Below are 13778 nucleotides of genomic sequence, written 5' to 3'. Positions count from 1 at the left end.
CGCCCGGCGCAATTTCCCGCGACTACAACCCCGCGCATTTCGATGCGCGTTTCGCCGAGGCCCGCGGCGTCAGGCATGACGTTCCACTTCAAGAAGCCCGTGTATGCCGGCGACACCATCACCTGCCATTGGGTGATCACGGACATCGATGAAAAAGGCCGCGCCACGGCGGCGATCACGATGAGCAACCAGGACGACATCATCGTGATGGAAGCACAAACCAGCGGCGTCGTGCCGGGTGTGAAGGAGCGAGAAATCCTGACGCAGATGCTGCAAGAAGGTGATCCCACAAACGGTGTAACGGCCCCTCGCGAATAACGGCTGAACACGTATCAGTGAAGCATCGGATAGCCCGAAGATTTGTATCGTTCTGTATGTTCGCTGGAGATCTTACACAGCGTTACACAACCGCCGGATCAGGACACATACGCAGTACATGAAGGTGAAAAAGTTGGTGGCGTCGAACACCTGGCGTTCTCCGATGAACCCAGGCTAAAGAGCCCAACACCCCCAGCAGGAGCCACCTCATGATCAATGAAATCGATACCGTGCTTTACACCGGCAAGACCCACACGACCGGAGGCCGTAACGGCGAGGCGCGAAGCGACGATGGACGTTTGGACATCAAGCTATCCGCGCCTGGCTCGTCAGGGAGCGGCACCAATCCCGAACAGCTGTTGGCGGCAGGTTGGTCGGCCTGTTTCATCGGTGCAATGGGTAAGGCGGCTGTCGCGTTGAAGGTGACTCTGCCGAGCGACGTCGCCGTCGATGCCGAAGTGGACCTGGGCAAGACCGAAGACGCCTTCTTCCTCCAGGCGCGCCTCAATGTCAGTCTTCCGGGCCTGGACCCTGCTGTCGCACGGGCGGTGGTGGATGGCGCCCACCAGCGGTGCCCGTACTCCAAGGCGACCCGTGGCAACATCGACGTCACGATCAATCTGGTTTAACCAAAGCACCCCGCGCAGCCTGCCTTCCCGGCAGGCTGCGCTCGGTCAATCATCCTCATGCAACTTGATACCGCGGGCGTGAAGCAGGTGCGGAACCACCAGCACCAGCAGCGTCAGCGCGAGGAACGCGGCCGATATCGGTTGCGTGACAAACACCAGCCAGTCTCCCTCGCTGATGGACAACGCATTACGCAGCTGCTTTTCAGCCATGGGCCCCAGCAGCATGCCGACGATTACGGGGGCGACGGGGAAATCGAAACGACGCATCAGCACCCCGCCCCAACCAATCCCCAACATCAGCAACAGGTCGAAGGAAGAGTGACGCATGCCGTACACGCCGATGGTGGCAAACACCAGAATGCCGGCGTTCAGGTACGGCCGGGGAATCTGCAGGAGTTTGACCCACAGCCCCACCAGCGGGAGATTCAACACCAGCAGAATCACGTTGCCGACATACAGCGAGGCCACCAGGGTCCAGACCAGTTCCCCCGACGTCTGGAAGAGCATCGGCCCCGGCTGCAGGTTGTAGTTCTGGAACGCGGCCAACAGAATCGCCGCGGTGGCGGACGTCGGAATACCGAGCGTCAGCAACGGCACCAAAGAACCCGTCGCGCTCGCGTTGTTGGCCGCCTCGGGACCGGCAACCCCCTCGATCGCTCCTTCGCCCTTGCTGCCCGCAAACTCTTTCGGGTACTTGCTCAATTTGCGTTCCGCCGAATAGGACAGGAACGTCGGAATTTCAGCACCACCGGCTGGAATCGAGCCGAATGGAAAACCGATCAACGTGCCCCGTAGCCAGGCGGGGACCGAGCGTTTCCAGTCAGCGCGCGTCATCCACAACGAGGTCAAGCGGTGCCGACCGGACGCTTCTTCTTTTTGATACAGCAGGCTGTACAAGGCCTCACCTACGGCAAACAAACCGACCGCGACGAGCACGACTTCGATGCCATCAACCAACTCCGGCACCGCCAAGGTGTAGCGGGCAATGCCCGAGGTCGAGTCCAGGCCGATCAAGCCGATGGTCAGTCCAATCCCGAGCGAGGCAAAACCGCGCAGCATCGAAGCACCGAGTACCGCAGACACCGTCGTGAAGGACAGCACCAGAATCGCGAAATACTCGGCAGGACCAAACTTGAGCGCCAGCGTGGCAACAATCGGGGCAAACAACGTCAGCAACACCGTCGCGATGGTGCCGGCTACAAATGAGCCTATCGCCGCCGTTGCCAGGGCCGGTCCTGCCCGGCCGTTACGCGCCATGAGATTGCCTTCCAGGGCCGTGACCATGGAGGAGGATTCACCGGGCGTATTGAGCAGGATGGAAGTGGTCGAGCCGCCGAACTGCGCGCCGTAATAGATCCCGGCGAACATGATCAAGGCGCCCGTAGGATCAACCTTGGCGGTAATCGGCAACAACAGAGCAACGGTCAGCGCCGGTCCAATACCCGGCAAGACACCAATGGCGGTGCCGAGCAAACAGCCGATAAAACCCCACATCAAATTGATCGGTGTCAGTGCAGCGGAAAAACCAATGGCCAGGTTCGCGAGAGTTTCCACCTTGTTTACCTCCTTCGACCCGGTCAGATCCAGGCATTGACAAGGGGCGGCAGGGAAACCCCTAGCCCGGCGTTGAACAGCCAGTAAATCGGCAGCGTCAAGGCGATGCCGATAGCGAGGTCCTTCACTGGCCGACGACTGCCAAACCCTCGCGCCGAACAGGCAAACAGCAGCCCGGCGGCCAATACGAAGCCGATGAGGTTAATCAGCACGGCTACCCCCACAAGCCCCGCCGTCACCCAGGCTGCGCCGGCTTTGCCGCCGGGCAGCGCTTGGGCAGCTTCGTCGCTGTGGTCTGCCAACTCGCGAAATCCACCGGTGATGGCCTGATAACACAGCAATAGACCGACGACGCCCAGGAACACCGCGACGGCGTACGGATAGACGTGGGCTCCCAGGATGACGAACCCCATCTCAGGCGGAAACCGGAATGCGCCCACCGCCAACACGGCGCTGATGGCAATCACTCCGCCGCCGATCGCCAGTTGCACCGGCACGATTGCGCGAGACTCAGTCATTGCGAAACCAGCCCGACCTCGACCAGCATCGCACGCAGCCGCACATGCTCGTCGTCGACAAATTTGCCGAACTCATCGCCGGTCAGGACGTTGGGTGACCATTTGTTGGTGTCGATATTGTCTTTCCAGACTTTGCTGTTGGTGGCGGCCACGACAGCGTCGATCACTTCTTTGCGCTGCTCGGGCGTGAGGTTCGCGGCACCGTAAACACCCCGCCAATTGCCGATGGTCACGTCGTAGCCTTTCTCCTTGAGGGTCGGTGCATCGATGCCTTCAATGCGTTCCGGCGCGCCGATGGCGAGTACTCGGAACTGGCCGTTCCTGATGTATTGACCAAGCTCGGCATAACCACCGGTGATCACCTTGATCTGTCCGCCCAATGCTTGAGCAACGACTTCACCCCCGCCCGCGAAGGCAACGTAATTCACCTTGTTGACCGGGACACCCATTTTCGCGGCCAATTCGGCAATGCCGATGTGATCGATCGACCCCTTGGAACCACCGCCCCAGGAGATGCTGGTCGGCTTGTCTTTGAAGACTTTCAGCAAGTCCTCCAGGGTTTGGAATTCAGACTCCTTGCGAACGGCAATCACGTTGTATTCAGTAAACAGCCGGGCAATCGGCGTCACGTCCTTCAAGGTGATCTGCGGTTTGTTCTGTTCAATGGCAGTGACCATGATCGCGCCGACAACCAGCAGCGCATTCGGATCGCCCTTGGTGCTGTTGGCGAACTGCGCCAACCCCAACGTCCCCCCTGCTCCGCCCTTGTTCTCGAAGGTGGTGGATTTGGCCGTGTTGGCCTCGATCAAGGCTTTGCCCAGAACCCTGGCGGTCTGGTCATAACCGCCACCCACAGAACCCGGGGCCATGAACTTGACGGTGTCCAGCGCAAAGGCCGGTGTCGCGAGCGCAGCTGCGGTAACGGCCGTTGCGATGCAGCGGCTGAATCGACGGAACAAAGCGGACATAAGTGGTCTCCCGAGACTTTTGTTTTTATGGCACCCGTTGAGCGTCGATCAGGAATAAACCCTGATCAATGGATATCCATCTCGGGATAAGCGTAGGCCATGGTTCGGGCGACGACATACAACGCAAAATCCCTTGAAGTAAGCCTGATGCCAATCAGTTAAGCCGCAATGCAATCTGTAGCAGCTGAAATTGCTTAACTGACTGGCATTAGGCATCGGTGCCCCCCTGGGATCATGCCGATGTTGTTATGTGTTGGTTTTCAGCTTGGTCCACAGGCGAGTGCTCAACCGTGCGATGGCCGCAGGCAACTCCTCTACGGTAAACAACTTGTCCAGCACGCTTTTCGGCGGGTAGATCGCCAGGTCCTGCTTCACTACCGGAGTTACATATTCATCCGCCGCAAGGTTGGGGTTGGCGTAATGAATGCTGTTGCTGATGTTGGCAATAACCTGCGGCGTCAGCAGGTAGTTCATGTAGGCATAGCCATTCTTCTCGTGTGGCGCGCTCTTGGGCATGACCACCATGTCGAACCACAGCGTCGAGCCTTCGTCAGGGATCGAATAGGCGATGTCGATGCCGTTGTTGGCTTCCTTGGCGCTGGCGGCCGCCTGCACGATGTCGCCATTGAAACCGATCACCGCGCAGACATTGCCGTTCGCCAGGTCGCTGATGTACTTGGAGGCGTGGAAATACTGGACGTAAGGCCTGATTTTGAGCAGCGCCTGCTCGGCTTTCTTGTAGTCCGCCGGCTCGTGGCTATGGGGTGGCAGCCCCAGGTAGTTCAGGGTGATCGGCAGGATCTGCGTAGGGTTATCGATAATCGCCACGCCGCACTGGCTCAGTTTCTTGATGTTGTTTTCATCAAAAAACAGATTCCAGGAATGGGTGACATCGGTGTTGCCGAAGATCGCCTTGATCTTCTCGACGTTGTAGCCGATACCCGCCGTGCCCCACATGTACGGATAACCGTACTGGTTGCCCGGATCATTGACCTCGAGTTTTTTCATCAACGCCGGGTCAAGGTTTTTCCAGTTGGGCAGCTGGCTTTTATCGAGTTTCTGCACCGCCCCGGCTTTGATCAATCGGGACAGAAAATGGTTCGAAGGGCTCACCACGTCATAGCCGGTGTTGCCGGTCATCAGTTTGGATTCCAGCACTTCGTTGCTGTCGTGAATGTCGTACGTTGCCTTGATCCCCGTTTCCTTGGTGAAGGTGACCAAGGTGTCGTCGGCGATGTAGCCGTTCCAGTTTGAAATATTGACGGCTTCGTCGGCGTAAGTGGCTGCCGACAACGTCGTCAGCACGACCATCAGGGAAATGTTTTTGACGCGCATGTTCAATCACCGTGTGTTTGATGAGTTTTTATTCTTTGATCGCCGGGTGTTCTAGATTTCTGTTTTGGCCCTGACCGCCTCCACGCGCATTCGAAGCATGGCACCGATATCGAGCAAGGGCCGCGGTGGCAGCCAGCCTGGCTGGGCTCTGCGCATCACTGATTCGAGGATGGGCGAGCTGGCACCCGATGCCAGTTCGGCGAGCAAGCGTCCCCAAAGGGTTCCGCGTGCGACGCCCGAACCATTGCAGCCGGCCACCGCAAACACACCTTCGTCGACCTTGGCGAAATACGGTTGCCCGGTGCGTGAAGCGCTCAAATGTCCGGTCCAGGTGTATTGAATGTCCTGCTCGTTCAAGAATGGGAAGCGTCGTTGCAAGCCGAGCACATGGTGCTGACGACGGTGCAGCAGCTCACTGTTGGATAAATCCCGAGAACGGTATTCCGCCGTGTTGCGGATCATCACGCGGCGGTCCGGGGTCAGTCGCACCGTGGCGCCCAAGGGCCGGGTCGACAGCACACCCCAAGGCTCAACCGCGCCGATGGACTTGAACTCGGCGTCGCTGAGCGGCCGTGTCAGGCTGGCACTGAGTTCCATCGGGAACGTCCCGCTGTCCTCGATTCCGGAGCGCGGGATGAACGCGTTCAAGCACACCAGCACTTGCCTGGCCTCAATGCTTCCATCGGTGCCATTGGCGCGAATACGTCCTTTACCCGAACGCTCCAGGCCGGTGATATCGGTGTTCTCAAACAGGGTTACCGTGTCCGGCAGCATGTCCAGCAGGCCCTTCACGTATTTCGCCGGTTGCAGCAGTGCGTTGCCATTGCCGCACCAGATCGCGGCCTGGTAATGCGCGGTGCCCAGTTGTTTGCTCAGCGGTTCACCTTCCAGAAAATGCGCAGAGGCGCCGACAGCGCGTAGCGTCGCCAGTTTGGCGGCGACATCGGTCAACTTGCCGGGATCGTTGACGGCGAAGAAGTAGCCCGACTCCCTGAATTCACATTCGATACCCAGACGAGCGATGCGTCGGCGCACTTCGTCACTGGCGGCGCGGGAAATCGAGGTATCGACTTCAAAACCGGCGAACCCCGGGTTGCCGATCAACTCATCCTTGGCCGGATGTTCGTGCCCCACCACGAAGCCCGAATTGCGCGCCGAAGCGCCCTGTGCGGCCCGTTGTCTGTCGACGATCACGATCCTCGCCTGAGGGTGCATTTCAGCGAGTGTGTGAGCGGCGCACAGCCCGGTGATACCGGCACCGACAATCAGCCAATCGGCTTTTTGCGCGCCTTTGAGAGCATCGCGAGCGGGAGAACTCCCCGCCTGCGCAATCCAGCCACATACATTGGTCATGCATCACCTCATCTGCCTGTCGTTCCGCAAGCACCTCACATGACGTCATCGCATGAGTATTTTCGGAGGGTGCTGGCTAGAGCTAGAATTTATAAGGCCTGTAGTGATACAACCAACGTTATAAAATCATCGAGCCATTCATAAAACGCATGGATAAAATCCACCACGTTCCTTCTCTCCAGGCCTTGCAGGCGCTGGTCGAGGTCGCAGGCTCGGGCAGCTTCACGCAAGCGGCGCAAAAGCTGTGCCTGACCCAAAGCGCAGTGAGCCGAAAAATCCAGCAGTTGGAGAGCCACTTCGACTTGCCGATGTTCGTGAGGAATAGCCGCAGTGTTCGACTGACACCGGAAGGCGAGCAGGTCCTTGCGACCGCCCGAAGTATCCTGGCGCAACTGAAAACCCTTGAAGATCGGCTGACACCGCAAAAACGACCCTTCCGCATTCGCATGCATGTGTCGCTGGCGGTTCGATGGTTGTTGCCAAAGTTGAGCGAGTTCTATCGAAGTCATCCGCAGGTTTCGCTGTCGATCGAAACCGTGGCCACGGAAGTGGTGGAGCCGGCCATCGACAGCGACGCCTACATCCTCTATCTGCCCGAGCCGTCCCGCGATCCTGACTGCCTGACGTTGTTTGAAGAGGCGCTGGTGCCGGTGTGCGCCCCGGGCCTGGGCAGCACCTCCGAGCCGTTGGAATCGGTGGCCGATCTCGTGCGTTTCCCGCTGTTGCATCGCTCGGCGGACAAGCATGACTGGGTCCAGTGGCTGCACGCCAATGGCGGCCAGTCACTCGAGGACTACCGCCATATTCCCTTCAATCTCGACGAGTTGGCGCTCGATGCGGCGGCGCGAGGACTGGGGGTCGCCATGACCGACCTGACCCTGGCAGGCGAATCACTCGAACGAGGCGTGCTCGTCGTTCCCTTCGGCCACCCCTTGAAGACTCGCGGCATTTACGCTTTGAACCTGCAACCTTCCGCCGCCGCTCATCCAGCCTGCTCGCTGATCATGCAGTGGTTTGCCCAACAGGCCGAACAGCCCGCAGGCGACGTCTGACCATCAGGGTTTAAACACTACGTTCCGCCTCCCACCCCTTGTGTCGCATTGGCAAAAGCAGCGTTCGCCTCTTGAACCAGCTTGCGCCATTCAACGCTGTTGATGAGTCCGGTGCGCTCCATCTCATCGGCAGCCCTGAGCAACTCGTCATATTGCTCTTCGGCATCCATCCGGATTTCAGGCGCTTTCAGGAGCTGATACCAGGCCGCCAGGGCTTCACTCTTTTGATCATCACTCATGCTGAAACTCCCAAAGACAGTCTTCATTTGGCAGTTTTCTCATGGGGGACGTTCCTCGCTCCCGACATACGGCAGGCATAAAGACAGTTGCGCCGTGCATTACAAACTTGTCATTGAGTTGTCAGCGTAGCCAGCACCCTCGCTTCATACAGTGGCGTCGTCAGTCACCCACCGCGGGTGACACACCTACCACTGATGAAAAAGGGTCGACACCATGAAAGCAATGAGCAAACTCTGCCTGATCGCCGCCAGCCTGTTGATACTGGGCACCGGTTCCGCCATGGCCAGCGACATCGCGCCGGTCAAGGCCAACAACGTCGTGCTGGTGCACGGTTCCTGGGCCGATGGCTCGAGCTGGTCGGACGTGATCACCCGGTTGCAGGCTGCCGGCTTGCACGTGACTGCGGTGCAAAACCCCTTGACCTCAGTCGCCGACGACGTTGCCGCAACCCAGCGCGTGCTCGATCGACAAGACGGCCCAACCGTGCTGGTCGGCCACTCCTACGCCGGCACTGTGGTTAGTGAAGCCGGGGTCAATCCGAATGTTAGCTCGCTGGTTTATGTCGCCGCCCGAGCACCGGATGCGGGCGAGGACTTCGTCGCGCTGTCGGCCAAGTACCCGACCATGCCCGTGCGCGCCGGCACCGAAGAACACGATGGTTTCATCAGCCTGAAGCAAGACGCCTTCCTCAAGTACTTCGCCAGTGACGTGCCCCATGAAAAGGCAATGGAACTGTTTGCCGTCCAGCAACCGATCGCCAAAACCCTGTTCACCGACCGCACCACCGCTGCCGCCTGGCACACCAAACCATCCTGGTACGCGGTCTCCAGCCTCGATCAGACCATCAACCCAGACCTGGAACGCTTCCTCGCCAAACGCATGAACGCGACCACCATCGAGCTGCCGTCGAGCCATCTGTCTTTGGTCTCCCACGCCAAAGAAATCGCTGACCTGATCCTCGAAGCCGCTGGTCGCCAACCGTAACTTCGGCGCCGTTTCATTACAAAATTGTCATTCAACTGTGGGTCGGCTGTGCGGATCGCCTGGTTAACCTGAATTCACTGCCAGGCAACCCATCAGCAGCCAACTCGCCCCCGAAAAAAGGGAATAATCATGAAAATGTTAATCCTCGGTTTTGCGGCTCTCCTCGCCACCGGTTCGGCGCTTGCCGACACCCAGACCGCCGAACCTGTCATCCACGACAAGACCGGTTTCTTCGTCCACCTCGATATCGCCAAAGATCTGTCCAGCAATATCATCACGCAAGATTGCGGCATCGTCCCCGCGCAGCTGATTTACCTCGACCATCAGGGTCGCAAGCATGTGCTGGATTACCAGGTCCAGGGCATGGGTTGCATTGGTGATAATTGATCAGACGCCTGTACTCACAGAGGATCGGGCTACACTGGCGCCACTGGCAGACCTCTGTAGCCCGCCGCCGCGACATGTATGTTGCTGACACCGAACCAGGCAAATCCCATGAATATCCTCGTAGTCGAAGACGAACCCAAGGCCGGTAACTACCTGCTCAACGGCCTGCAGGAACTCGGCTACTCCGTCAGCCTGGCCCGCGATGGCGTCGATGGCTTGCACCTGGCCCTGGAGAACAATTTCGACGTCATTGTGCTGGACGTCATGATGCCGAAAATGGATGGCTGGGAAGTCCTGCGCCGCTTGCGCAAAGAAGCCGACACCCCGGTGCTGTTTCTCACAGCCCGCGATGACATCGCCGACCGCATCAAGGGCCTGGAACTGGGCGCCGACGATTACCTGATCAAACCGTTTTCCTTCGCCGAACTGGTGGCGCGCCTGCGCACCCTGACCCGGCGCGGTCCCACCCGGGAAGAAGAACAGTTGCAAGTCACCGACCTGCAAATCGACGTGCTCAAACGCCGAGTCACCCGTGCCGGCGTGCGAATCACCCTGACCAACAAGGAGTTCGCCCTGCTGCATCTGTTCGCCACGCACCAAGGCCAGGTTCTGTCGCGCTCGATGATCGCTTCGCGAGTCTGGGACATGAATTTCGACAGTGACACCAACGTCGTGGATGTCGCGGTGCGGCGCCTGCGGCTGAAAATCGACGACCCGTTCCAGCTCAAATTGATTCACAGCGTGCGCGGAATCGGCTACCGCTTCGATACGCAACCATGACCTCCCGCCTTCGCCACTCATTAACACTGCGCCTGGCCCTTGTGTTTGCCTTGCTCGCCTTTGTCTCGCTGACCCTCCTGGGTGTGGCGTTGTACCGGGATCTGGAACGCGAACTGATTCGTCGTGACGACGCCGCTCTGGTGAACCGCATCGATCAACTGCGCACCTTCCTCAACGACAGCAACACGCTGGACCTGATCAGGACAAAACCGGCGTTGTTTCAGAACATGCTGGGCAATCGCGAGGCGCTGCTGACCATCGGCGCCCCCGGACAAAAACCGTTGCTGGTGGTCAACCCCGGAAACCTCGCCGTGCCATCGCTGGCACCGGTAGCCATGGACCATCCGTTGGCGCTGGCCGACGTGCAGCACTACCCGAGTGTGGACGGCGTGCCCTTCGCAGCGCTGGCGGCGACCATCGACTCCGGCGACCTAGGCAGCCTGCAAGTGGTCACCGGGCGCCTGATGACCGAGCGCACCGCGGTCCTCGCGCGCTACCGTCTCAACGTTTACCTCTTGGCCAGCGTGGCAGCGATTCTACTGGCCCTGTCCGGCTATCTGCTGGTGCATCGGGGGCTCTTGCCCGTGCGACGCCTGGCCCGACACGCCCAAGGCATTGGCGTCGACAACCTGACCGAGCGCCTCGACAGCCAGGGTGCACCGCGGGAACTGCTGCCGATGATCGAGGCGTTCAACGCGATGCTCGACCGTCTCGACAAGGGCTTCGTGCAACTGGGTCAGGTGTCGACCGACATGGCCCATGAACTGCGCACACCGATCAATAACTTGCTCGGCGAAACCCAGGTCGCCCTGCAGCAAAACCGCAACATCGAGGCCTATCAGCAACTGCTCGCCTCCAATGTCGAGGAGCTGGAGCGTCTGGCACGGATGCTCGACAACATGCTGTTTCTGGCCCGCACCGACCCGGCCAGCGCTTTGCGCCAACGGCAGGAACTGGATGCGGCCGAAGAAATGGAACGCATGGCCGACTATTTCGAAGGGCTGGCGGCGGAAGTCGGCATCAACATCGATGCCCAGGGCTGCGGAGTGATCTGGGCCGAACCGATGTTGCTGCGCCGCGCCCTGGCCAACCTTTGCGCCAACGCGATCAAATACGGCGCGCCTGACTCCGAGCTGTTAATCCGCGCCACACCCGCGGCCGACGGCATCCGCCTGCACGTGCGCAACCAAGGCCAGACCATCCCCGCCGAACACTTGCCCAGACTGTTCGAGCGCTTCTACCGCGTCGACGAATCCCGCGAACGCTCGGCGCACTCCAACGGCCTGGGCCTGTCAATCGTGGCGACGATCATGCAGCTGCACAATGGGGCTTACAGCGTTAGCAGCAGCGAAGGCATCACCTGCTTCGAGCTGTTTTTTCCGGCGCGGCAACAGGATGAATGATGTCGGACCGGCCTGTCGTATGAACTGAATCTGCCCGTCTCTGCCCCGCTACATGTCTCATTTTATTTCCCTGGCCTTCACGACTTTATCGGCAAGACGATTGCGCAAAAACCGGCAGCTCTGACCGGTGCAGAGTTTCGGTTCCTGCGTAAAGAGCTGGGTTTGTCTCAAGAAAGACTGGCCAGCATTGTCGGGCTGACCTCTCAAGCGGTGGCGATCTGGGAAAAGACTGACAAGATTCCGACTGTAAATGATCGCTACCTGCGTGGGCTTTACCTGGAAGCCAAGACTGGCGAGGCGGATCTGATGGCCGCCATTAACTCGATCAACGAACTGGATCATGAGCTTCATAAGCTCAACCTTCAGTTTGAAGATGGATGGCACAAGCAAGACCAAACGTGCGCCTGACCAAGACCTGAATTACAAAGCCCGGACGTGTCCCGGGCTTTTTATTTTCTTTTCTGCGCTTTTGACCGGATCAAAAAGCGACTTCGACTGAAATGGCCAAAAAAGCCACCCCCCTTGAGCAGTTTTGGCATAGGCCAACATCATCGCGGTGTCTAGACTCACCTCCATATAACAGTGCAAAAGCACACTTGAATCCAGGACTGTTCCAGGGGAACCCGCATGAACCCATCCGACATTTTTGTTATCAGCGCCGTCCGCTCGGCCATCGGCAGCTTTGGCGGTTCGCTCAAAGATGTGCCGCCCATTCAATTGGCCACTGACGTTTGCCGTGCCGCCATTGAACGTTCGGGGCTGGCACCTGAACACATCGGTCACGTGGTGATGGGGCATGTGATCCCGACGGAAGCACGTGACGCCTACATCTCTCGTGCCGTGGCGATGAATGCCGGCCTGCCGAAAGAGACGCCTGCCTTCAACGTCAACCGCCTCTGCGGTTCTGGTTTGCAGGCCATCGTCAGCGCAGCACAGAGTTTGATGTTGGGAGACGCAGGCGCTGCGCTGGCGGGTGGTGTCGAATCCATGAGCCGCGGAACCTATCTGTTGCCGCAGGCGCGCTGGGGCGCCCGCATGGGTGATATGCAAGCCATCGACTACGTGCTCGGCGTTCTGCAAGACCCGTTTGGCGGTTTCCACATGGGCATTACTGCGGAAAACGTCGCCGAGCGCTATGGCATCACTCGTCAGGCTCAGGATGAGTTGGCGCTGCTCAGCCAGCAACGGGCGGCCCGGGCGATTGCCGAAGGGCGATTCACCGACCAGATCGTGCCGATCGAAGTGGCGTCCCGCAAAGGTACCGTGACGTTTGCGACGGACGAACATGTCCGCGCCGAGGTCAATGCAGAGCAATTGGGCAAGATGAAACCGGCCTTCAAAAAAGACGGCAGCGTCACCGCCGGCAATGCATCGGGCCTCAATGACGGTGCCGGTGCACTGATCCTGGCCACCGGTCAGATGGTTCTCGATCAAGGTCTCAAACCGATGGTCCGACTGGTCGGTTATGCCCATGCCGGTGTGGAGCCAGAGCTGATGGGGCTGGGACCAATTCCTGCCACCCGCCTGGTCCTCAAACGCGCCGGCCTGACCGTTGCCGACCTGGATGTCATCGAGTCCAACGAAGCATTCGCGGCCCAGGCGTGTGCCGTGGCGCAGGAACTGGGCTTCGACCCGGCGAAGGTCAACCCGAACGGTTCGGGGATTTCTCTGGGCCACCCGGTGGGCGCGACCGGTGCGATTATCGCCACCAAAGCCATTCACGAATTGCACCGTGTTCAGGGCCGTTATGCCTTGGCAACCATGTGCATCGGCGGCGGCCAAGGCATCGCCGTGTTGTTCGAACGCGTCTGATCGACCCAAACGAAGACGGCGCCCATTGTGGGCGCCGTCTTGTTTTACCGCGATGGAATCTGTGCGCAATGCACTCCGATTTCAGCTCGGCGTAAACCTCGATCACTGCGCGACCAAACCCGCGCCCCATTTCCGATGAATGACCAGGCAAAACCTTGCTGCAGACACCGCGGACGGCCCCGCAGCAGGCGCCGGTCGGTATCTCGACGCGCTTCATTTTTTCAGTCCCGGAGGTTCTACTAGACTACGCAGAACTACGGCAGATTCAGTGAATGATTTCACAGTACTGCTAAAGTGATAGCACGCGTCGCCACATGCTCCCAAAGCCTGTAATTTTCGAAGGTGGGTGGCAGATTACGGTGATGCCGAGGCTCTCAAGCGAGGGCAGCATGAACTGAATCGCGCCATCATCGAGCGCGAGGGGCAGCAGACATGAGGTCTAGAT

14 protein-coding genes and 1 pseudogene are annotated in these 13778 nt (G+C 59.3%); 9 read left to right on the top strand and 6 right to left on the bottom strand.

Going from position 1 to position 13778, the window contains the following annotated elements; all coding sequences use genetic code 11:
• Window positions 1-11: 11 nt before the first annotated feature.
• Both QF010_RS26305 and QF010_RS26300 read left to right on the top strand, forming a co-directional pair.
• Window positions 12-318 (top strand): annotated as a pseudogene (locus QF010_RS26305) (FAS1-like dehydratase domain-containing protein); the annotation flags it as partial.
• 209 nt (window positions 319-527) lie between these two features.
• Complete coding sequence (locus QF010_RS26300; RefSeq protein WP_033056649.1) at window positions 528-947, top strand: organic hydroperoxide resistance protein; 420 nt, start codon at window positions 528-530, stop codon at window positions 945-947.
• 45 nt (window positions 948-992) lie between these two features.
• Here the strand turns inward: QF010_RS26300 and QF010_RS26295 are convergent, their stop codons facing one another.
• The 5 genes from QF010_RS26295 to QF010_RS26275 all read right to left on the bottom strand — a co-directional run bounded on the left by QF010_RS26295 (window position 993) and on the right by QF010_RS26275 (window position 6675).
• Entirely contained in the window at window positions 993-2501 is a 1509-nt protein-coding gene (locus QF010_RS26295) for a tripartite tricarboxylate transporter permease (RefSeq protein WP_033056650.1), read from the bottom strand.
• 23 nt (window positions 2502-2524) lie between these two features.
• Window positions 2525-3019 (bottom strand): tripartite tricarboxylate transporter TctB family protein, encoded by a 495-nt coding sequence (locus QF010_RS26290; RefSeq protein ID WP_429534222.1) that lies wholly within the window; start codon window positions 3017-3019, stop codon window positions 2525-2527.
• A complete protein-coding gene (locus tag QF010_RS26285; protein WP_033056652.1) occupies window positions 3016-3987 on the bottom strand; it encodes a tripartite tricarboxylate transporter substrate binding protein in 972 nt (323 codons plus the stop codon). The genes QF010_RS26290 and QF010_RS26285 overlap by 4 nt, the downstream gene beginning before the upstream one ends.
• 246 nt (window positions 3988-4233) lie before the next feature.
• On the bottom strand, window positions 4234-5322 hold the full coding sequence (locus QF010_RS26280) for a polyamine ABC transporter substrate-binding protein (protein WP_429534221.1): 1089 nt from the start codon (window positions 5320-5322) through the stop codon (window positions 4234-4236).
• Between the two features lie 51 nt (window positions 5323-5373).
• Window positions 5374-6675, bottom strand: coding sequence for an NAD(P)/FAD-dependent oxidoreductase (locus QF010_RS26275; protein WP_429534220.1), 1302 nt, complete (start codon window positions 6673-6675; stop codon window positions 5374-5376).
• A 149-nt stretch (window positions 6676-6824) separates the two neighbouring features.
• On the opposite strand from QF010_RS26275, the gene QF010_RS26270 reads away from it, so the two are divergent.
• On the top strand, window positions 6825-7727 hold the full coding sequence (locus QF010_RS26270; protein ID WP_429534219.1) for a LysR substrate-binding domain-containing protein: 903 nt from the start codon (window positions 6825-6827) through the stop codon (window positions 7725-7727).
• Between the two features lie 17 nt (window positions 7728-7744).
• Here QF010_RS26270 and QF010_RS26265 read toward each other — a convergent pair whose 3' ends face one another.
• A complete protein-coding gene (locus QF010_RS26265; RefSeq protein ID WP_033056726.1) occupies window positions 7745-7966 on the bottom strand; it encodes a hypothetical protein in 222 nt (73 codons plus the stop codon).
• Window positions 7967-8180: 214 nt separating this feature from the next.
• Here QF010_RS26265 and QF010_RS26260 point away from each other — a divergent pair, with 214 nt between their 5' ends.
• The 6 genes from QF010_RS26260 to QF010_RS26235 all read left to right on the top strand — a co-directional run bounded on the left by QF010_RS26260 (window position 8181) and on the right by QF010_RS26235 (window position 13333).
• Entirely contained in the window at window positions 8181-8951 is a 771-nt protein-coding gene (locus QF010_RS26260) for an alpha/beta hydrolase (RefSeq protein ID WP_429534218.1), read from the top strand.
• A 129-nt stretch (window positions 8952-9080) separates the two neighbouring features.
• The gene (locus QF010_RS26255) at window positions 9081-9338 is read left to right on the top strand and encodes a DUF2790 domain-containing protein (RefSeq protein WP_033056661.1); all 258 of its coding nucleotides are present in this window, start codon (window positions 9081-9083) and stop codon (window positions 9336-9338) included.
• Between the two features lie 108 nt (window positions 9339-9446).
• Window positions 9447-10118, top strand: coding sequence for a heavy metal response regulator transcription factor (locus QF010_RS26250; protein WP_033056662.1), 672 nt, complete (start codon window positions 9447-9449; stop codon window positions 10116-10118).
• Window positions 10115-11521 carry a heavy metal sensor histidine kinase gene (locus QF010_RS26245; protein WP_033056663.1) on the top strand — a complete coding sequence of 469 codons (1407 nt, stop codon included), beginning with the start codon at window positions 10115-10117 and terminating at the stop codon, window positions 11519-11521. Before QF010_RS26250 ends, QF010_RS26245 begins: the two co-directional genes overlap by 4 nt.
• Before the next feature lie 162 nt (window positions 11522-11683).
• A complete protein-coding gene (locus tag QF010_RS26240) occupies window positions 11684-11929 on the top strand; it encodes a hypothetical protein (protein ID WP_231670534.1) in 246 nt (81 codons plus the stop codon).
• Window positions 11930-12148: 219 nt separating this feature from the next.
• A complete protein-coding gene (locus tag QF010_RS26235; protein ID WP_033056665.1) occupies window positions 12149-13333 on the top strand; it encodes an acetyl-CoA C-acyltransferase family protein in 1185 nt (394 codons plus the stop codon).
• Window positions 13334-13778 lie beyond the last annotated feature (445 nt).

Source organism: Pseudomonas silensiensis, assembly GCF_050434865.1.
GTDB classification, from domain to species: Bacteria; Pseudomonadota; Gammaproteobacteria; order Pseudomonadales; family Pseudomonadaceae; genus Aquipseudomonas; species Aquipseudomonas fluorescens_W.
The sequence above is the reverse complement of the archived record's forward strand: the minus strand, read 5'-3'. Positions and strand labels throughout refer to the sequence as shown.